The following is a 21,474-nucleotide window of genomic DNA, read 5'->3' on the forward strand; positions in this document are numbered from 1 at the left end:
TCCTTTATTCCAGTTCCCGTTTCAGAAATTTTCCTGTTAAGCTTTTCTTCGATTTCACAATTTCCTCAGGAGTTCCCTGGGCCACGATCTGTCCGCCATGTTTTCCACCTTCTGGGCCAACATCAATAATATGGTCTGCCAGTTTAATCACATCCATATTATGTTCAATGATGATGAATGAGTTTCCTAGCTCTACCAGCTGATTAATGGCATCCATCAGGATTTTTACATCTTCAAAATGCAATCCGGTGGTCGGTTCATCCAGAATGTAAAGTGTATTTCCTGTCTGTCTTTTTGAAAGTTCTGTTGCCAGCTTGATACGTTGTGCCTCACCTCCTGAAAGCGTAGTAGACTGTTGTCCGAGAGTAATATATCCCAATCCTACATCCTGAAGTGTTTTCACTTTAGTAAAAATCTTAGGGATCGGCTGGAAGAAATCTACGGCTTCATCAATCGTCATATCCAGGACATCAGAGATCGATTTTCCTTTGTAGCGTACTTCAAGTGTTTCTCTGTTGAAACGTTTTCCGTTACAGGTTTCGCAATGAACATAGACATCGGGAAGAAAGTTCATTTCAATTACTTTCAATCCTCCCCCTGACAGGTTTCACATCTTCCTCCTTTTACGTTAAAAGAAAATCTTCCCGGCTTATAACCACGGATTTTACTTTCCGGTAATTCTGCAAACAGGTTTCTGATGTCTGTAAACATTCCTGTATAGGTTGCAGGATTCGAACGTGGTGTTCTTCCAATTGGTGTCTGATCTACATCTACAATTTTATCAATATTCTCGAGGCCTTCAATCTTTTTATACGGAAGAGGTTCCTGAACTGCTCTGTAAAAGTGTTTATTAAGGATCGGATACAATGTTCCGTTAATCAGAGAAGATTTTCCGCTTCCTGAAATTCCGGTTACTACAACCAGTTTCCCCAATGGAATATCAAGGGTAACGTTTTTAAGGTTGTTCCCTGTAGCTCCTTTTAACAGGATGTTTTTACTATTTCCGGCTCTTCTTTCCGCAGGAACTTCTATTTTTCTTTCTCCATTAATGTATTGTGCCGTAATGGTGTCTGCCTTTAAAAGATCTTTAGGTTTCCCCTGCCAGAGTATTTCCCCACCGAATTTTCCAGCTCTGGGGCCAATATCCAGCACCTCATCAGCTTCCAGGATCATGTCTTTATCATGCTCCACTACAAGGACGGAATTTCCTATATCCCTGAGGTTTTTTAAGGAATTAATCAGCCTTTCGTTATCTCTCTGGTGAAGTCCGATACTTGGTTCGTCCAGAATATACAATACATTAACAAGCTGTGACCCGATCTGTGTGGCAAGACGTATCCTCTGGGATTCACCGCCGGAAAGGGTTTTTGAGCTTCTGCTTAAGCTAAGATAATCCAAACCTACATCCAGAAGGAACTGAAGCCTTGTTTCAATTTCTTTTAGGATTTCGTGGGCGATGATTTTATGTTTTTCTGAAAATTTATCCTTAACATCTGATAACCATTCTTTCAAATCAGATAAGCTTAGAGCATTGATTTCAGCAATATTTTTCCCGTCTATTTTAAAACTTAAACTCGCTTGCTGAAGACGGGTCCCGCCACATTCCGGGCATGTTTCTTCGGTAGTGAAATGCCTCTCCAGAAGTACGGCTTCGTAAGATTCTTTTTCATCAATGATTTCTTCCATAAAGGCAATCAAACCATCGAAGCTTATTTTTATTTTTTTGGTAATCCCTGCATATTTCAGGTCCTTGTTAAATTCTTTGTGACATCCGTTATAAATATAATCCAAAGCCTCTTCAGGGATATCCTGCATTGGCGTGGCCATACCCAATCCGAAAATTTCAAGAATATTTTTGATCTGGGACAGGATCCACTTATTGGATTTGATATCTTCCAACGGCAGCAATCCCCCTGGTTAATGGAAAGTTTAGGATTATCAATAAAATAGTCTGTGTTGATTTTCTTAATCGTTCCCAATCCTTTACATTCCGGGCAGCTTCCTTTCGGAGAGTTGAAAGAGAATGTATTGGGTTCCGGAAGGGCAAGCGAGTGGCCGGTTTCCGCATCCATCAGGTTTTTGGAGAAGTATTCTATCTCAGTATCTCCCAGCTTCTGGATTCCGATGATACCCTCGCCCATTTCCATTGCAGTACGCAAGGATTTCTCCATTCTGGCTTCGGTGGCATTTTCTCCAATGATCCATCGGTCGATCACAATATCGATATCATGGGTTTTGTAACGGTCCAGTTTCAGGTCATATTCTATATCCTGCAGCTCGCCGTCAATTCTGGCCTGGCCATAGCCTTTTTTGCCATCTGTACGAAAAGCTCGTGATAATGTCCTTTTCTGGAACGTACAACAGGAGCAAGAAGCATTATTTTTTCCCTTTTGTAGTTTTCCTTGATGGTTTCCAGAATCTGATCTTCCGTATAGCTTACCAGCTTCTTCCCCGTAGAAAGAGAATATGCATCAGAAACCCTGGCAAACAGCAAACGAAGAAAGTCGTACAACTCCGTAACAGTTCCTACAGTGGATCTTGGGTTTTTGTTTGTAGTTTTCTGCTCTATGGCAATTACAGGAGAAAGCCCTTCTATCTTGTCTACATCAGGACGCTCCAAACCGCCCAAAAACTGGCGTGCATAAGCAGAGAATGTTTCAATATAACGACGCTGTCCTTCTGCAAAAATGGTGTCAAAAGCCAGTGATGATTTTCCGCTTCCGGAAAGGCCGGTAATGACCACCAACTCGTTACGTGGGATCTTGACATTAATATTTTTAAGGTTGTGTTCACGTGCTCCGTAAACTTCTATATATTCTGTTGATTTACTCATAATTCGGTGTGATTCTGCCTGAAAATCACAATGTGCAAAATTACGGAATTTTATGGAATTGTGTTAGCGTGAAAATTTTTATTAAAGCTTAATTTTAGTTAATTTTTCAATTCTCCGATTTTGCTCGGGATTACTTTGTTAATACTTTATTTTTGAGACAAAAAAGACCGATACATTGTACCGGTCTTTTTCTATAAATTTCATATTTCTGCTATTTCACAAATGAATTGTAGGAGTTCAGTACAGATTCATAGGCAGAATCGATCTGGCTGATATCACTATCTGATATTTTTCCTGTTCCTTTGGAATCACGGATCAGTTTTCTATAAGTATCCAAAAAGCTTGATGCACTTTTATTGAAGCTTTCAAACAACGATTTTTTGTAGGAATACTGCGAGTCTTTTACAGTGAATTCTAACTTTGAATTTGCTTCCACTGCTTTGGCCAGCTCATCATATTTTTTCTGAACTTCCGCTTCACTGAACTTTCCTGAATATTGCTTATCCAGTACATCTATATTGGAATCCAGAGAATTCATCACGTTTTTGGAAGAAATAATATACTCTTTCATAGGATGATCCTTCAGGATTACTTCTTCTGCTGCATCGGTCGCCGGTTTGATCCTGGCCACAATATTTTCACCTGAAATAAATAATGCCTTGGCTTCGGTTTCAATCTCTTTTGTTATTGTTTCAGCTCTTGCTCCTTTGTCGTCTTTATAATCTTCGGAATTCATATAAGACTTAAGTTCTTCAAACTTTTTCTCTATACTTTCCTTTTTAGCCTTATAAATCTTAAAATCGGCTTCTATGGCAGCTTTGTCTTTTCCAAAACCAGATGGTATGTCTTTGATCTTCCCGAATGAATAATCCATAGAACCAATCACGATAGGCATAATCATAACATTTCCTCCTTTTGCTTTCACAGAGGCTTCATCGGCATATTTAAGAATGCTTTCTATATGTTTGGATGTGCTTTTATAAGAATCTAAAAAGTTATTATTAAAATCAATAATAGCATTAGCTTCATTGGCACTACCCAGGTTCATGACAGATTTACCCAGCTTGTCGATATCTTTTTTACAACTTATCATGCTGACCGATGTAAAGGTCAGGGCCATTGCGAGTACAACAATTTTTCTCATATTTTTATAGTTTGGTTTAGCTTATATTTCATCAAGATCAACATCTTCATTGCTTATCTTCACTACGTATTCAATTCCGTCAATGGCTTTGGAAATAATCTGGTTTCTAAGGATATTAGCCATATTTTCCCAGTAAGCCCTTCCATAGAAAGAATAATTCTGAGGAATAATTTCTATTTCAACCGTTCTTACAAATCCTTCTTTGGGGCGATTACTGATCATCGTTCCTCTTCTTACCCTTACTTCTTTCACTTCATCTTTCAGTACCATTCTGCAGTAATTTTTAACGTCTTCCAGAGAAATGATCTTGTCTCTCGTCGTTAAAGCATATCGGTAAGCCTGAATGCTGTCTGTTCCTTTCTGCTCTTCTGCCCCTCCAATAGTTTCCGTGAGAAGTACAACGGTCTGCGATTTCAGCTGGTTGGAAAGCTCTGTCCCCGGACGCATATGGTTGGCCAGCGTACAGTGTGTAACCCAGAAAGAAGCATAAGTATGGTCTGTTTTTTCTACAGGCTCCATGATCACATAATTCAGCTCCTGTCTGATATTTCTTTTTGCATTATTCACTTTTTGTACCATTGTCTTCATTTTGTCAGACATTTCACTGAGTACTCCTTTCACGTTATCTCTGTTTAAAAGTGAAAATGCAGCAATCTCATCCCTTGTAAGCTCCAGCACATTGGCTATCATATCTACAGCATTTCTATTTGTAAAACGCTCCATTCCTCCTTTTCTTACCGTGTACAGCCCTTTTTTAAGGTCATCTGCAGGCGTAAACGGAATTTCGGTATATCTTCTTCCATCCCCGTCCTGAACTTCGTCTACATACAGGAAATGCTCGCCTTCGTCTGTAACCAGTGGAATATTATTCCCCATAATGTCCAGACTGTATTCTGTTTTCTTCCAGCCCCTGTTATAAATAGGGAAAGCATTCATTACAAATGAAAAATTATCTAAAATCTCAGCAGAAAACTGAGGTGGAAATTCAAAAGTAAGCCACAGGTAGCGCTTGTCTCCAAGCTGTTTTCTGATCTCTTCTTTTTCACTAAGAAAATTCAGGTTTTGAGGCAAAACTCCGGGTTCTGAAAAAAGGCTTCCGGAAAGCCCTGTGATTTCAATAAACTTGTGGCGGTAAATGCTTTTAATATCTTCGATGGCTTTATTCCGGATCGACTGTTCCCTGAACATCTGTTCATATCCATCCTGCTGGCTGTTGGTAAGGTAACTCAGCCCTTCTCTTACAAAAAGTGGGTTTCCATTGCTGGTAACCGTGATGTAAGGAAGAAGTTTGTATACAAAGTCTATATGTTCAAAGGCAGGATTTGAACAGAAAACGCTGATATATTTAGGGAAATTTTCACTGGCATATCTGCTTACATCTACCCCGATTGTGATTTTTCTGTAATCCTCCGGTTTTCCCTGAAATCTTGCTACCGGTATTTTATTAAGTCTGTCGTCCACACTGTAGCAGGTATTTCCTACAAACATTACAGCGGTCTGGATCTTATTGATTCTTACATTTCCTACCGGTGTAAAAGGGATATTAAGCTGCTTATCCGATTCCGATTTCACAGTAGATGTCATCTGCTTACGAAAGAAGAATTCGGTATGTTCCAGCAGAATTTCAGAAGATTCATAAGGCATTGTAAAAGCAACTGCATGGGCAGGCATCGGATGGGTATAAATAGATGGTGTCAGAAGCTTCGCCAGTTTTTCGAGAATTCTTGCATTAACCGTCTGGATCTCGTTATTGGCTTTAAAGACCTCCGTACTGAATGCATCTATCAGTAATTTTACAAAAGGATCCAGAGACTGCGGGCTTTTCAGTCCCCACACTTTGGTGGCATTCTGAAGCATTCTTGCCTTTACAGATTCTTTGGAATATATATTTTGATCTAAGTTCATAATTTTTCTTGCTGTTAAAACAATTAATCAATAGACATCGGACTTAAAAATAATTCTGTAGAAAAGCTGAAACGCTCTCCTGTTGCCTCCATTTTTGCATTGATGGCAATTCTTACTTTCTTTTTGATTTCCGTGTGTTCTTTAGTATCGTAGCTATGCTCAACAAACTGAATGTGGGCTTCAATCTGTGGCTGCACAATACGGGGTTCATATTCCTGAATCTGCCTTCTGAGGCTTTTAATGAAAACGCTTTCCCAAACGGCACTGGTAACTCCATTATCGAATTCCAGATTCCAAACGTCGTTTCCATAATTGTCATCATATCTGTTTTCGCCTTTTTTTGTGGTGATCAGGAGCATGATATTGTGCGCGATGCTTTCGCCCATGTCGCAGATATCGATGCTTCCCCTTCAGTCATTAGTGTTGAAGGGACAAAAGGCATTCTGTAATTTGGTGTATCCATAGTCAACTTCTTATTTCATAGTCTAGTTTCTCAAAAAGAAATACCAAAATACACATTTTCATGAAATAAACCGGAAACACATCAAAAATATTATTGAAAAAAGGGCTTCCACATTCGTTTGGAAGCCCTTAAATAGTATAAATATGGTTCAATTTTATTCTATTGATCTGTTTGCTTTTTTCTGTTAATAAAATAATACACAGGAAGTCCCAGAAGTACCATCAGGAAGCCTGGCCAGGTGTATTGCTGTTTGTATATCAGAAGAAGTACGCAAAATCCTATTCCTATCAGCAGGTAAATAAGAGGAGTTACGGGATACAGCCATGTTTTGTAAGGTCTTTCCAGATCAGGCTTTTTGAATCTTAAATAAATAACCCCAAAAACGGTAATCATATAAAACAGAACGATCACAAAAGAAATCATATCCAGAAGATTACCATACTGTCCGCTAAGACATAGTACCGAAGCCCAGATTCCCTGCATCCATAATGCATTTTCAGGAACTTCATTTTTATTGTTTTTTTCGGCAGATTTAAAGAACATACCGTCTTTTGCCATGGTCTGGAATACTCTTGCTCCTGCCAGGATCAACCCGTTATCGCATCCGAATGTAGAAATCATTACAAGAACAGCAATGATAATAGTTCCGGCACTTCCGAAAATATTCTGTGAAGCCGCAACCGCTACCCTGTCATTGGCTGCAAAAGCAATACTATCTCTATCCAAAGCATTCAGATAAACGTAATTGACTGCCAGATAAAGGATCATTACTGCAGAGGTTCCATAAATCATCGATTTAACAATGTTTCTTTTAGGATTTTCCACTTCCCCGGAAACAAAAGTCACACTTTCCCAGGCTACAGAACTAAAAACAGAGCCTACCATAGCTGCTGCTATTCCTCCAAGTAAAGTCATTCCACTGATGGGTTCCCAACCTTCTTTAAGGAAGTTACCACTGATATCTTTTTTAAGGTTGCTGAATGAATCCGTACCCAGACTGAAATTTTCAGCCATGTGCGAAAAATCAACCAGGATGAATCCGGTCGCAATCAAACCCAGCAAAGCAATAATCTTTGATCCTGTAAATATATTCTGAAGCAGTTTACCACTTTCTACACCTCTTGTATTGATATAAGTAAGCAAAAGAATAACAGCTATTGCCAGAATCTGTATCCAGGTGATCCTGAATTCACCACTCTGGAAAAGAGGAGCTGCATCATTCAGTGAAGGAACGAGATAAGCTGTAAATTTCCCGAAAGCCATTGCCACAGCCGCAATAGTACCGGTCTGGATTACGGTGAACAGACCCCAGCCATAAAGAAATCCCATTTTTTTCCGAAAATCTCCTTAAGATAGGTGTACTGCCCGCCTGCTTTTGGAAACAATGCCGAAAGCTCTCCATAGCTTATCGCCGCCGCTACCGTCATTACTCCGGTAATGATCCAGACTATTATCAGCCAGAAACCGGATCCCAGGTTTCGCATCATATCGGCACTTACAATAAAAATTCCGCTTCCGATCATGGATCCCATTACGAGCATAATGGCATCCCAAAGTTTCAGTTTTTTCTGCATATTCAAGTATAGGCGTCAAATATAAACAAATCTGACATTGATTTTGAAATTTGTTTAAAATTTACTGCACCATCTGTTTTTTATCAAGCTTTCACCGAATTATTATTCAATTTTAATTAGTACTTTTGAAAAAAATATTAAAAATGAAATTCAAAGCTATATTATTCGCAGCAGCTCTAAGTGTTTCAACATTAGCTTTTGCACAGGAGACTTCACAGAAAAAAGTTGGGCCACCGGCAGAAAATGCTATTGTAGGTGATACATACGGATCTGCAGTAAATTCGGAATCAAAAGCCATTACGGTAGATAAATTAAACAAAAAGCTTAAAAAGGATAACAAAAAGGTTGAAAATGTAGCAGTTAAAGGAAAAGTAACTGATGTTTGTGAGAAAAAAGGCTGCTGGCTTACGATTCAGACTGAAGATAATTCCCAGTTTTTTGTAAAAATGAAAGATTACGCTTTCTTTGTACCAACCGCTTTGAAAGGTAAAAATGTTGTATTGGAAGGTACTGCGGAGAGAAAAGTGACTTCAATAGATGAGCAGAAGCACTATGCCGAAGATGCTAAAAAGCCTCAGGCTGAAATTGATGCTATTACGAGTCCTAAGGAAGAGATCAGGTTTGTAGCCAATGGAATCAAGGTAGTAAACTAGTCATTCCATATAAAAAATAATAACGTCCTCAAAAAGTAATATTTCTTGAGGACGTTTTGTTTTAAGGTAAAGTCTCGCTGATTGAGCAGATTTGGCAGATGTTTGTGCCTTATTTTTTATAATTTAAATTTAACCGGAGAGACATTAGTTTTTTTTGTCCTGAAAAATTGATCCGGTAATAAGATTGATTTTAGTCTTCTATGGTAAATTCTACAGGGGCATCTAATTTGGGATATTTAGTGGCAGCTACAAACTTTTTCCCTGTACAGTCTATTTCCAGCCAGCCTTTTCTTTTCTTCACATCTCCTACTTCCATGACAAAAGGTACAAAAGATATTTCATCTTTTCCTTCTTCTATGATTTCCCGGTACTGAACAGCCACATCTAGAATACATTCGTGATCGGTATTCAATTTTACATTCCTGTAAATAATGTCATAATGCGTTTCCTGGTTTTCAGGAATTTCAAGATACTTTTCCCAGCCTTCGATATCAGAGTTTAGCTCACTGATTGCCTTTAGTGCGTAGTATAAAGCGACGGTGTAGTATTTTCTGGTGCCTTTTCTTGTGTAATCATCTATAAAATGTCCGCCTTCAAATAAAATGGTGGGCATTCCTGCCTTAATAAAATTATCCCCTGTGGAAGTAGGATAAAATTCATCCGAATATCTTCCGATCTGGTTCGGGATCAGTTCTTTCAAATGTTCATAAACCCGTCCTATTACAGCCATACATTTTTTCCTGTTATCTGTCACTGTACGTTCCACATTTTCGGAAGGGGCCAAAAAAGAAAGTGTTGCCGGATGTATGCCGTCTGTAGTAAAAATAGTTCTCTGCTCGTGCAGGTTCAGTGCATAATCATATTTATTTGAAGCAACAGCTGCTTTGAGAAACTTGATTTCCGTACTCGATTCATTATGAAAGTCCCTGTTCAGATCAATATCTGCAGCATTCAGCCTTGCCCATCTTTCTGAGCCGTCAGGATTGAGCATAAAAATAAAATCCAGTTTGATCTTACTAAAAAGATCCTCTTTCAATTTCGGAGCCTTATCAAGAGTTTCCAGGAGATCAAGCATTGCATGACTGGCATTTGATTCATTTCCGTGCATCTGTGACCAGGCAAGAACATGAATAGCACCGGTTCCTATGGTCAGCTTATAAATGGGCTTGCCTAAATAAGACCTTCCAATCTCCTGAACATAATTGCTGAGATTGTCCTGTAGGTAAGAAAATAATTTTTCAGGGGAAATATAGCGGTTTGAGAAATTAGGATTCGGAGAATAGATTTGTTCAAAATTCATTATCAATAATTTACAAGAGTCAAATTTAAGGATTTTGAAGCAAAAAAAGGCGATTTACAACTGTAACTTCATTAAACAAACAAGACTGACATTTTGTCTGTGGATAAAATTGTTAATTGAATATAATTTAAAACAAAAAATTTAATTAACTGAAAATGAGTATTTTAAAATATTTATATCAATAACATCTATAAGAGTACTTTAAGTCTGTAAATAGTTGTTTATCTATAAATAAGTATAATAAAGCTAAACATTACAATTGTGGAAAACTTAGATAACTTTCATTGTATACATATGTAAATTTAAGTTTTTAATAGAAAGACATGAAAATTTAGCTCAAATATAAGAATCAAACAGTAAAAATCTCTTTAATCGACATAAGCAATTTTTAAAATGTTTTTAAGTATATAATTATCTAATAATCAGTATATTTCATAAATAAACAAATGTAAACAGTACATTAAACTCTTTTTTTGTCTCATGTAAAAGAAATTTAATGAATTATATAATATTATTAATCAATTAGTTACATTAATGGGTATAAGTTTGTTACTCTTACATAAAAGACGGAATTAATTGTAAACCTATAGTAATATGCATTGATTTTACATTATTTAATTCTAACAAATAAACAGAAATATAAATATAATTAATTGTAAAACAAATAGTTATTATTGATTTACAAATGTTTATTATTAAATCTTCCATTTAATACACATTTGTAATTTGCTTATGTAAATTTTATATTTTACATTTGTAAAGCAATTAACATTTTATTTATGAGCTTAAATGAGAGAATTTCCAAAGTGATAGAGTACTCCAATCTCAGCCCTTCTGAGTTTGCAGATGAGATCGACGTACAGCGTTCCTCTATTTCACATATTACATCCGGAAGAAACAAACCCTCTCTGGAATTCATTATAAAGATTAAATCAAGGTTTCCGGAAATCCTTTGGGACTGGCTGGTGACAGGTGAAGGCGAAATGCTTAAATCGGAACTGCCTGCGGATCCATCTGCTATGGAAGAAAAGGAACAGGATGAGAAAGGAAAACCTGTTCCGCTACCCGACTTGTTTACAATGATGAAAGATGATGAAGACTTCGGAGCAGAAGAAGAAATTGACTCTCTAAAAGAGAGTCCGCGAGAATCGTTTATACCACCCCCATATAAGACAAAGGAAAATTTATCCGATTCTCAGCGATTAGGAATTCCTAAAGATTATGCATTTAATCAATTGACTGATAATCAAGGAAATAAAATTAAGCGGATCGTTCTGTTCTATGAAAATGGAAAATTTGAAAGTTTTGAGCCCTAAAAAAACCTGGCCGGAGAAAATGGCCAGGTTTTTATAATATATTTTAAAATACTATTTTTTTCTTCTTTCAAGCTCTTTTTTGATAAGGCCCAATTCTCTTCCGGTTTGTCCGGCTACAGAAGTATTTTCTCTGGCTCTTCTCGTAAGGTAAGGTACAACATCCTTTACCGGTCCATATGGGAGATATTTAGCTACATTATAGCCTTTATCTGATAAATAGAAGGTGATATTGTCACTCATCCCGTAAAGCTGTCCAAAATAAACATGTGGATTACCATTATCCAGAGATTTGGCTTTCATTTTATCCATAACCAATTCGGAAGATACTTCATTATGGGTTCCAAAAAAGCAGACACTTTATCCAAATGATTCATCACAAAATCAATTCCGGCATTATAGTTTCTGTCTGAAGCTTCTTTATTGGGCTGGATAGGATCTGCGTACCCTTTTTCAGCTGCTCTTGCTCTTTCCTTTTCCATATAAGCCCCGCGCACAATCTTATAGCCTATAAAGTAATTCTTTTCTCTGGCTCTTTGCAGATGGGCTTCCATGTACTCCAGTCTTCCGGTTCTGTACATCTGGATGGTATTCCATACAATCGGTTTTTCCTGATTGTATTTCTCCATCATCTCCTCACAAAGCTGGTCCGCCGAATCCTGCATCCAGGTTTCTTCGGCATCTACCATTACTTTCTTGTCATTTTCATGACAAAGGCTGCATACCTCATCGAACCTTCTTACGACTCTTGCCCATTCTTCCTTCTGGCTTGTGGTAAGCTCGGCTCCTTTTCCTACTGCTTCATAAAGGTCAATTCTTCCGAAAGCAGTCGGTTTAAATACAATAAAAGGAATAGCAGGATTTCCTACCGAAAATCTAATGATATCCTTGATCTCTTTGCAGACTGCATCAAAGGTTTCCTCATCTTCTTTACCCTCAATTGAGTAATCGAAAATACTTCCCACGCCTCTTTTGAAAAGCTGTTTTACCGCTTTCATACTCTCTTCACGTGTTTCGCCACCACAGAACTGTTCAAACAGAGTGCTTTTTACAATTCCGGTTACGAAAGGAAAATTGTTGTGTACTGTAAAATTAAGGACAGAGGTTCCAAGACTGGTAAGAGCAGGCTGTTCAATCATTTTAAACATCCAGTAAGCCTTTCTTAATTGTGCATCAGACTTGTCTGCAAATGCAACTTTAGTATCGTTAAAAATGGGCATTCCTTTTTATTAAATTTAGTTTCGCAAAGGTAATAATAACCTCTGTTTATTTAAAGAAAATTTTCTAGAATTTACTTTCAATTCCATTCAGAAGCATGGCAATAATTCCTACAAAAACCCAAAATCTTAAGATGTTGAGTGTAAAGAATTTACTTCTCCGGGTAGAATTAAGCAGCAGGTAAATACAAAAAATCATGACAAACATTCCTGCCGTAAAATAATACGCCATAAAACCTGATATCCCTGTTTTAGAAATAAGTTTCATTGAAACAGCTATGGTCGTAACCAACAGGGAAATGATAATGATCTGGGTATTTTTATTTTTAAAATAGTTAGGAATGGTTGTATACCCGAATGCCTTATCCACGCTTTTCGTCAGCATATCTTTTACAATATCAATGCATAAAAGAATTAAAAAAAGAAAAACGGCCATCAGCAGTACCTTTTTGGAAAAGGTTTCATAATAGACCATCATTCCGAAGAAAGGATACAAAGTAAGACTTACAAAAGTAAGATTATTGATGATCAGCAGTCTGCTTAGTTTATGGCTGTAAAACCACATAAAAAACTGATAGACAAGGAAAAAGGCAAAAACTTTGTGAGAAATCATCCAAGCGACCCCGAGAGAAACTGCAGTTAGGGCAAGATAAGCATACAAAAAATATTTCTGCTTGATAAAGCTCTGGATCCTGGTCCTGAATGGCTTAGCCACATGGTCTTTTTCCAGATCGTAAAACTGGTTAATAATTCCGCCGGACAGAATTGAGATAACGGTACAGAAAATAATGCCGTGTACTTTAAAATCGAAGACGAACTTTCTAAAGGTTTCATCCTGGTTGAAGAGGAAAAACGTAGAAACATACAGGGCAAAGGTAAGAAGTGCAGCTACAAAAACACGGGCACCGATAAGAAAACCCACGAACTGTGAGAATCTGTAAAAAATAGATTTAGAGACATCGTTTTTAGGTTGGAAAGTTTCTTTTTCAGAATTCATTCCACCCTGTTTAAAATCTGTAAATCACTTCTTTTTGGAAACCTTCAAGCATTTTTTCTGCTTTCGCATAGTCTTTGGTAAAGCCCAGAATGTATCCTCCACCTCCGCTTCCGCAAAGTTTCAGATAATAAGCATTAGAGTCCAGTCCTTTTTTCCAGATATTGAAAATACTTTCCGGAATCATCGGACGGAAATGTTCATAGGCCCAGTAAGAAAGCTTTTTCAGATTTCTGAAGAAAGGATTCATGTCTTTTTTAAGGAAAGATTCGATACATGCGTTGTTATAACGGATGAATTCTTCTTTTAACGTTTTGCGGAACCCTTCTGTTTTCATTTTTTCAAAGAAAATCTGGATCATAGGTCCTGTTTCGCCGGTAATTCCACTATCGATCAGGAATATGGCTCCTTTACCTTCTTCTCCTTCAGGAATAGAAACCCTGTCCAGGTTTTCTTTATTCTCGATAAGGATGGGCAGATTCATATAGCAGATCAAAGGGTCCATTCCCGAACTTTTACCATGGAAATAGCTTTCCATTTCACCAAAAACAGCCTTCAGCTTTTTCAGGTTGTCTTTCGAAATTTGTTCAGGATCAAGTTTTTTGAGCGCATATCTTTCAAAAATAGCAGCTACCAAAGCTCCAGAGCTTCCTACTCCATATCCCTGAGGAATATTGGAATCAAAGAAAAGTCCGGATGCTATATCATTTTTAAAGCTTTCGATATCTAATTTGAAATCATCAGAAAGATCAAGGGTTGCAAGAAAATCAGAGTATTTCTGCAGATGTTTGTTCGATTTAAGTTCAAATTCAGAGCTCAAATCTGAGAATTTCAGGGTTCCCTTATAGAAGCTGTAAGGTACTACAAGTCCCTGGGAGTCTTCGATCATCCCATATTCTCCAAAGAGAATTATTTTTGCATAAAATAGAGGGTTCGTCATTTTGACAATAAATCTTTTTGCAAAGTTAAAAATTATTCTGCTGAATATAAGCAAAACTCAAGCCGAATTCCAATTTATTTGCATATAAATGGGCTTCTTAGAAAAGAAAAGTCATTTTTAGTAAACAAAAAAAGCCTGAAATCTCAGGCTTTTATTATTGAATGGTTATAAAATAGGATTAATGCTTGATCAATTTTTTATTCACCGTTTGTTTCTCTGTCTCCACCGTTACAATATAATTTCCTGTCTGGATGGATGAAATATTTACTTCCTGCTTGTTTCCTTTTAATGAAGATTCAGATATTATGAGTCTTCCTGCTTCGTCATAAATTTTATAAGATTTTAAAGCATCTTTAGAAGAAATAACGATCATATTTTTGGCAGGATTCGGATAGATATTGATAAGATTATCATTTTTAGTCACCTCATTCACACCAAGAACATTGCAGGAGAAATTCGCTTTCCAGCCATTATCTGTCACTCCCGGATCCGATACAAATTTTACCGTGATAGCTCCTGAAGAATGCGTAGAAGTAAAAGGACCTGGTACTGTATTTCCTGTCAGGTTATTTCCATTGGCAAACACGGGAGAGGCTGTAGAAGGGCCATTATACACGTACATAAAATCATAATCCTGCTCCAGTGCAAACTCTGTAAACGTCATGGTAAGCTTTCCTGAAGAAGGGTAAAATGTCTTGATGATTGTTTCATCATTTCTGTACCCTGCAGTCTGGCCGCCTGTATCTGTAAACAAAGCACCGTCGCACCAGGAAGCATCCGTAAGGAATACTTGTGTTTTCTGGAAAGCATTGGATCCTGAACAGGCTGTTCCTACCGATAATTTATAATACGTTGCAGGCTGAAGGCCGCTGAAACTAAGATTCTGTGAACTCGTAGTCCCTGATGTCACAGAAGTTTCATCCATTTTGGTAAGCTTATATTTCCATGATGTGGAAACACCATCAGTAAAGGCAGCATTTGCTGAAACCTGGGTAATATCCGAAACATTCATCCCTGTAACGGTTGCAGTACAGGCGGTAGTACAGTTTGTGCCCAGGCACGGCTTGGAATCAACCGTATTCCTGATCAGGGCAGCAGGCTGTGGCCCAAAACCATTATTAAAACTGATTCCCACACCGGAAATCAGGTGGCAGTAACTCATAATTGTCCCCTTCACGGTTGTGGAAGGAATAGGTCCTGTACAGCCTTCACTGTAGCCTGCCTGAGCTCCACATCCATCAATGGCAGTATTGTTTCCGTTCCAGGCACAGGCATGGGTATGAGGAGAGCCTAAGCTATGCCCCATTTCGTGTGTCATTGCTTGAATCGTCCATGAATAGACCGGTACATTGGAATAAGTCTGTGAAATACCGGAATAAGCATGTCTGTAAGTACCGCATAACGAATTTACATAAGCAACGCTGGTAGTGGCAGGCGCATTGATAAGATGGGCTAAATCGCCATTAAACGTCTGTCTATTATTTCTAAAATTCCCAAGGTTGGTATTCGGATTTCCAGTGTAAGGATCCGGTGTGGTCCAGATATAGATTTCATTTAGAGCCACTTTAATATCGTCATTGCTGTAAAGAGTGGCAATATTATTATGAATGGCTGTCAGCCAGTTGGTAGTAGTTGTGATATCTGAATTATTATTCTGATAAGGCTTATAACACACCTCATAATAAATTCTTACACAATTTTCCGTCATGGCTTTATTGCTTACAGACGGATCGAATGAGGCGTTTTTTGACTGGTTTTCTTTTAACTCATCTACACCGCAAACGAAAGGATTGGCGCCAGTGAGTTTGGATTCCGAATAGCTCACAAAATCTTCAGCATTCTTTGCTTTTCCCAATACTACATTTCCAAGCTCGGAAGTAGAGGCCACCCCCACAATATCATCATTAAAAAAGCTGAAAGCTGCAATAGAAGTGTTGTCCCCTTTCACAATCCCGATATAATAAGCACCCGGAGTATAGTTTACTATTTCCCCTTTATTGGTAACCACTTTAAACTCATTGGTAAAGATCTGGTTCTTATAAAGTTCGACTGTAATCTGCCTGTCTCCGTTGAAAGGAAAACTTACTTCAAGGTATTCGGGCTTTTCATTAACCAGTTTTTTCAGTTCAGAAGATTTTAGGTTCAGAACCGTGATATCCGTAGCTGCTCTTTTATATTCTGAGAGCTTTTTAGACGTACTGTTCACTTCAAACAAATCATACTTCTGAAAAGTTTTTTTCTCCGCATGAAATTCAGAAATTTTCTGTGCAACAGGCCTCAGTTTTTGCGAAAAGCCCAAAACAAAGCACTGCACAAGGCATAGGAATAATAGTTTTTTAATCATTTTCACTTAATTAGATATGCAAATAAAATAAAAAAAAATCAACATTAAGTGAAAAATAATTATCATTTTATTATACTTTTTCAACAAATCACAATAAATATTTACCCAATCGAAAATATCTTAATTTGAGACAATAAGTTTACTTTTCAAGAGCCTGATACCAAAAAAGCTGAATAATTATATCCAGCTCTCCTAATTATTTATTTTAAACTACTTAATGTATTACTGTTTCTTGACACTATTACCCACTCCTGTTATAGCAACACCGGGCTTCCCTGTTTTTGTAGGTGAAGATTTATAAAATACCTTATTATTGCCGCCTTCCAGAATAATGCGGGTTACTTTATCTACATAAACTGTATTGTCAGTGCCGGATACCTCAAGTTTATCTGCATAGCCATTAATTGTAATCGTATTGTTACCACCCGAAATCTCTGCACTTCCTCCATCTAAAGTATAAGAATTATTGTGGCCTATACCATCAATTTCAAGATGTTTATCTACTTGTTTGGTTGTTCCGTGCTGAGAATTTACTTTAGCCGTTTTTTGGGCATTTGCCAGACCTATTCCTATAAAAAGAACAGATAAGATGAGTGTTTTTTTCATAATATTTATATTAATTTGATGCAGAACAGCTGCAATTAAAATGCCAATCAGCAAGTCAATAAATTAACATGTGTTTATAAAAAAAGATGTCCTGATTATATAAGACATCTTTTTTATTATTTTGTTAATACTTTTAGAGCGTATCCCTGTTTTTCAGCATGTTTACTTTTAGAAAACGGATAAGAACAAGCCCTGCAGCAAAGAATAACGTCATGGAAAGGGCTGCAATACGCATATTATTAAAATGCTCAATTAATGTAGCAAAAATAAATGTCCCGATAATGATGGCTATCTTTTCCAGCACGTCGTAAAAGCTGAAATAAGTAGTGTTTTCCATAGAATCTTCCGGAAGAAGCTTTGAATAGGTAGATCTGGACATTGCCTGAAGACCACCCATCACAAGCCCTACTACTGCTGCCACTCCATAGAACTGATATTCTACCGTAGGATTTTCTTTGTTCAGGAAATAGGCCCAGAGACATGCAACAATCCATAAAATAATAGCAATGGAAATCACATTTTTGTTGCCTATTCTTTTTGATAATCTGGAGAATATTACCGCCCCGATGATTGCCTCAATCTGAATAACCAAAAGAGTTCCTATCAGCTTATCCTGAGCCAGATTGATTTCACTTTTTCCAAACAAGGTTGCCATCAGGAAAATAGTCTGCATCCCGACACTATAGAAAAAGAAGCTGGAAAGGAAAAACTTCAGGTTTTTATCTTTAAACAGTACGTCTCCCACTTTAAACAGCTCATGGAAACTTTCCTTCGCAATATCTTTATAGAAACTCAGATTATCTTTAAGAACCTCAAAGAAACCTCCCTGCTCTTCATGCTTTTTGAAAATATTCTTATAGTTTAAAAGAACCAGGTCTTTAGGAAGTTTTTCTTTAACATCCCCGAACTGCGGAAGATGCTTGAAGGTATACTGAGAAAACCCAAACCACCATGCACCGGTCAGCAGGAAGCTTATTCTCGTGAATAAAAGCTGCTGCGCCGCTCCTTTTGCAAAAACCTGAATCAGTACCAGACAGATCACTACCAAAACTACAGAACCAATGTATCCGTAAACATATCCTTTGGCTGACAGCGCATCCTGCTTGTCCCGGGTTGCAATGTCCGGCAGAAAGGAGTTATAAAACACGAGACTTCCCCAGAACCCGACACTAGCAGTAATGCTGAAAAGAAGTCCTAAAAACACGTTATGCATTCCTGTAAACATGGCAAGACCCATACAAGACGTAGCCCCCAGATAACAGAAAAACTGCAAAAACGACTTTTTGTTTCCAATAGTATCCGCTAATGAAGACAGGAACGGAGAAAGCAGCACCACAATAAAGAATGATATGGTAAGTGAATATCCGTATACCGCATCAGGCTGGTATTCTTTTCCGAAGATCTTGATCATATGCCTTACCGGAACATCGATCCATGATTTTGTTTCTTCCACATACTCCTTTTTCTCGTAAGCGGTAGTAAGTATGGAATAATAAATAGGAAAAATAGTAGAGGTAATAACCAGTGAATAAACGGAATTCGCCCAGTCGTAAACAGCCCAGGCTTTCATAATCCTTGGATTATTCTTTATGTTTTGAGGCTGTTGATTCTCAATTTCAGACATTTCAAATAAATATTAGTAGCACAAAAATAGAAAAACCGCCGGATATTTGGCGGTTTTTATTTTTAGTTTGAATTAAATGTAAAATATCATCACAATTTATTATAATTCAGTTTAAATTCTGTGTAATTTTTATTTGCTAATACAACTCTTCAATTCGTATCCCAACAATTTCAGCCAGAAGTTTGACAACATTCCAAAGTCCTTTTCTTTCTGGAGAATTTCTATCCAATGGAGACAAACATTCCATAAAATACTCTTTTTTGACTTTTTTTGAAAAGATGTAATGAAAATATCAGATCCATCAAGGCAGGTATACTTTATCGAATCTTTTCCTTTAGCTAAATTATCATTATTTCTGATCGTATCAATTTCAGAAATTGCTTCACACAATTTTAAAAACTTATTTTGAGTAATCTTTTTAGTAAAAGATTCATTTTTCCTTTTAGTTATAATTTTAACTTTATTATTTCTAACAGGTTCAAACACTATATTAATTTCACTTCCAATAATTACCGAATTAAAATAATGAAATTCTACTTTGTCAATTCCTTGAGAAAAGTGCAACTGACTACAAAACAATAATGAGAGTATAAATATAATTTTCATAATCTGTGTTTAAAATTAAGCCTCCGAAGAGGCATGTCATTATTGTTTAGTAAAAATTATATCAGCAGGCTCATAAGGCAAATTTATTTTGATACCACCAGCAGGTAATCTGAACAGTTTAAACAAATTAATGAGAAAAAAGTAAATCTTCTATATCATTTTTATATAAAACTACTTTAGCTTTAATAGTATTGGATTTCTCTGATCCATTTATATAAATCTTTCCCATTAACATTTTTAATTATTTCTATCCAGTTTTTATGTTTATCGAACTTATATTTAAAAACAATTACTGCTGTACTTTTTTGCTTATCCTCTTGCCCGAAATTATCCAGATAATATAATTTGGTTATATGATTGTCTTTATATTCAAACTTACTGTCATACCAAAGTTTATCATTATAATATGTTGTTTCTCTTTCTAATTTTTGAGCTTTGGTATAAATGTAGACTATATATGAAGTTTTTCCCGCATTATATTTTTTTCTTCTTTAATTATTTTTCCATTTTCAGACATAATATAAGAATAAAGATTTCCATCGGAGAAATTAGTCCACTTTGTTAGATTCCCAGAATTATCATATTCATATTTAAGATGTTGGGTTAAAAATATTTTCCGGTTTTGAAGATCATCTTCATAATTGAATGATTTTTCTTCAATTAATTTATATAAACTATCATAGATCTTTATTTTGCTTAACTTTTTATGATAAATTGTATCATTACTTCTGCTAAAAGAACCATTAGCATTTTTTTCCAAATATTATTTGTAATTGTGAAAATACTATCTGTTTTTGAAAGAGTATCAAACTTCGTAACAAATAAAGGTTTAAAACTTTCCTTATTACTAACATATTTTTCCATCGGTTCATCTTTCCATTTAGAATAATGCTCTCTAAATTTTGCAGTCTTTTCATTTTTATTATAAAAATAATGTGAAGTTTGCTGGGAATAATCATTTTTGGATTTTTCTGTAACTAACCTGTTCAAATTATCATATGTATAATCATAATCATCTACAATTTTTCCTGATTTGTAGTACCATGTTTCTTTTGTTATATTTCTATTTTTATCATAGTATGTTTCATTGTTTATATATCTACAGAAATCTGTCCCAAACCATGTTCCCCTCATACTTCTTCGCAAATTTTCCGGCTGCATAATGGTTGCATGGCCATACTCATCGTCTCCCTTCATAAAAGTATATGGACCGGAATCATTTAGAAAAACTACATATTCTTTCACAAATTTAGGCCTGCCTAATACTGAATCTTTAATAACCTGGGAATTAAATGAAGCAGATAAAAAAAATATGGAAAATAATAACTGCTTTAATCTTTTATATAAAAAATATTTATTCATATTTCATCTTTTGAAAAAAGCCTCCGAAGAGGCTTTTATTATTGTTTTATTAATACAATATCATTGGGTAAAGGTTGTGGTCGATCCGCTTGTGCCCATCCATGATAAAAACAATCTGCGCCTATCCAATTCTCACTTTGAGAATATTTCCACTGTAGCTTTGTTTTTGTTGCATCTATAAAGTTGATGAAAATTTGTCCAGTTCTCATACATAGATCAGGATCTACATAGACAAATGTATATTTATCATTGGATTTTCTAAATCTACCTCCTTCAATTTTTACCTCATCGTCTGGTAAATTAGTATTATCAAATAATATATTACCATTAATGTCTGTAACCTTAAATCTTGCAATAAGAATATCTCTATATTGTTTGAATGTTTCATCATATTTATTTATAATTTTTTTAAAATTGACATAAATTATTTTATTATCCCAGATTCCTTTCCAGGTTCCTTCATAATATTGTAATTCATTATTAGTATCTTTCAAATAAGAATTTTCTGGAATATCTGTAAATGTTCTCAGTGGATATATCTGTGCTTTACAACTTATTGCTGTTATTATTAATAGAGTTAAAAATATATTTTTCAT

At 36.2% G+C, this 21,474-nt stretch carries 14 protein-coding genes and 3 pseudogenes; 2 read left to right on the plus strand and 15 right to left on the minus strand.

Going from position 1 to position 21,474, the window contains the following annotated elements; genetic code table 11:
* Positions 1-4: 4 nt before the first annotated feature.
* The 5 genes and pseudogenes from uvrA to N4G44_RS10450 form a co-directional block, all read right to left on the minus strand.
* A pseudogene (gene uvrA / locus N4G44_RS10430) lies at positions 5-2,833 on the minus strand (excinuclease ABC subunit UvrA).
* A gap of 211 nt (positions 2,834-3,044) precedes the next feature.
* The gene (locus N4G44_RS10435) at positions 3,045-3,977 is read right to left on the minus strand and encodes a YiiG family protein (protein WP_474926596.1); all 933 of its coding nucleotides are present in this window, start codon (positions 3,975-3,977) and stop codon (positions 3,045-3,047) included.
* Positions 3,978-3,998: 21 nt separating this feature from the next.
* Complete coding sequence (locus tag N4G44_RS10440; protein ID WP_474926598.1) at positions 3,999-5,882, minus strand: type VI secretion system baseplate subunit TssF; 1,884 nt, start codon at positions 5,880-5,882, stop codon at positions 3,999-4,001.
* Positions 5,883-5,905: 23 nt separating this feature from the next.
* Positions 5,906-6,268 carry a GPW/gp25 family protein gene (locus N4G44_RS10445; RefSeq protein ID WP_474926600.1) on the minus strand — a complete coding sequence of 121 codons (363 nt, stop codon included), beginning with the start codon at positions 6,266-6,268 and terminating at the stop codon, positions 5,906-5,908.
* Between the two features lie 236 nt (positions 6,269-6,504).
* Positions 6,505-7,853: pseudogene (locus N4G44_RS10450) on the minus strand (APC family permease).
* 209 nt (positions 7,854-8,062) lie between these two features.
* Here N4G44_RS10450 and N4G44_RS10455 point away from each other — a divergent pair.
* Positions 8,063-8,572, plus strand: coding sequence for a DUF4920 domain-containing protein (locus N4G44_RS10455; protein WP_474926603.1), 510 nt, complete (start codon positions 8,063-8,065; stop codon positions 8,570-8,572).
* A 190-nt stretch (positions 8,573-8,762) separates the two neighbouring features.
* Here the strand turns inward: N4G44_RS10455 and N4G44_RS10460 are convergent, their stop codons facing one another.
* The gene (locus tag N4G44_RS10460; protein WP_474926605.1) at positions 8,763-9,872 is read right to left on the minus strand and encodes a M14 family zinc carboxypeptidase; all 1,110 of its coding nucleotides are present in this window, start codon (positions 9,870-9,872) and stop codon (positions 8,763-8,765) included.
* Positions 9,873-10,651: 779 nt separating this feature from the next.
* Here N4G44_RS10460 and N4G44_RS10465 point away from each other — a divergent pair.
* Positions 10,652-11,188 carry a helix-turn-helix domain-containing protein gene (locus N4G44_RS10465; protein WP_474926607.1) on the plus strand — a complete coding sequence of 179 codons (537 nt, stop codon included), beginning with the start codon at positions 10,652-10,654 and terminating at the stop codon, positions 11,186-11,188.
* A 51-nt stretch (positions 11,189-11,239) separates the two neighbouring features.
* Here the strand turns inward: N4G44_RS10465 and N4G44_RS10470 are convergent.
* From N4G44_RS10470 to N4G44_RS10510, 9 genes and pseudogenes are all read right to left on the minus strand, one after another.
* Positions 11,240-12,405 (minus strand): annotated as a pseudogene (locus tag N4G44_RS10470) (proline dehydrogenase family protein).
* 64 nt (positions 12,406-12,469) lie between these two features.
* Entirely contained in the window at positions 12,470-13,399 is a 930-nt protein-coding gene (locus tag N4G44_RS10475; protein WP_474926608.1) for a UbiA family prenyltransferase, read from the minus strand.
* A gap of 10 nt (positions 13,400-13,409) precedes the next feature.
* A complete protein-coding gene (locus N4G44_RS10480) occupies positions 13,410-14,336 on the minus strand; it encodes a mevalonate kinase family protein (protein ID WP_474926611.1) in 927 nt (308 codons plus the stop codon).
* A gap of 178 nt (positions 14,337-14,514) precedes the next feature.
* The gene (locus N4G44_RS10485; protein WP_474926613.1) at positions 14,515-16,680 is read right to left on the minus strand and encodes a M12 family metallo-peptidase; all 2,166 of its coding nucleotides are present in this window, start codon (positions 16,678-16,680) and stop codon (positions 14,515-14,517) included.
* 222 nt (positions 16,681-16,902) lie between these two features.
* On the minus strand, positions 16,903-17,286 hold the full coding sequence (locus N4G44_RS10490; RefSeq protein WP_474926614.1) for a DUF3060 domain-containing protein: 384 nt from the start codon (positions 17,284-17,286) through the stop codon (positions 16,903-16,905).
* Positions 17,287-17,419: 133 nt separating this feature from the next.
* Positions 17,420-18,910: an MFS transporter gene (locus N4G44_RS10495; protein WP_474926617.1), complete on the minus strand. Its 1,491-nt coding sequence runs from the start codon at positions 18,908-18,910 to the stop codon at positions 17,420-17,422.
* A gap of 129 nt (positions 18,911-19,039) precedes the next feature.
* Entirely contained in the window at positions 19,040-19,516 is a 477-nt protein-coding gene (locus N4G44_RS10500; RefSeq protein WP_474926619.1) for a hypothetical protein, read from the minus strand.
* A 696-nt stretch (positions 19,517-20,212) separates the two neighbouring features.
* Complete coding sequence (locus N4G44_RS10505) at positions 20,213-20,878, minus strand: hypothetical protein (RefSeq protein ID WP_474926620.1); 666 nt, start codon at positions 20,876-20,878, stop codon at positions 20,213-20,215.
* A gap of 38 nt (positions 20,879-20,916) precedes the next feature.
* Positions 20,917-21,474: a DUF6705 family protein gene (locus N4G44_RS10510; protein ID WP_474926622.1), complete on the minus strand. Its 558-nt coding sequence runs from the start codon at positions 21,472-21,474 to the stop codon at positions 20,917-20,919.

The organism is Chryseobacterium sp. GTID13 (assembly GCF_056172655.1).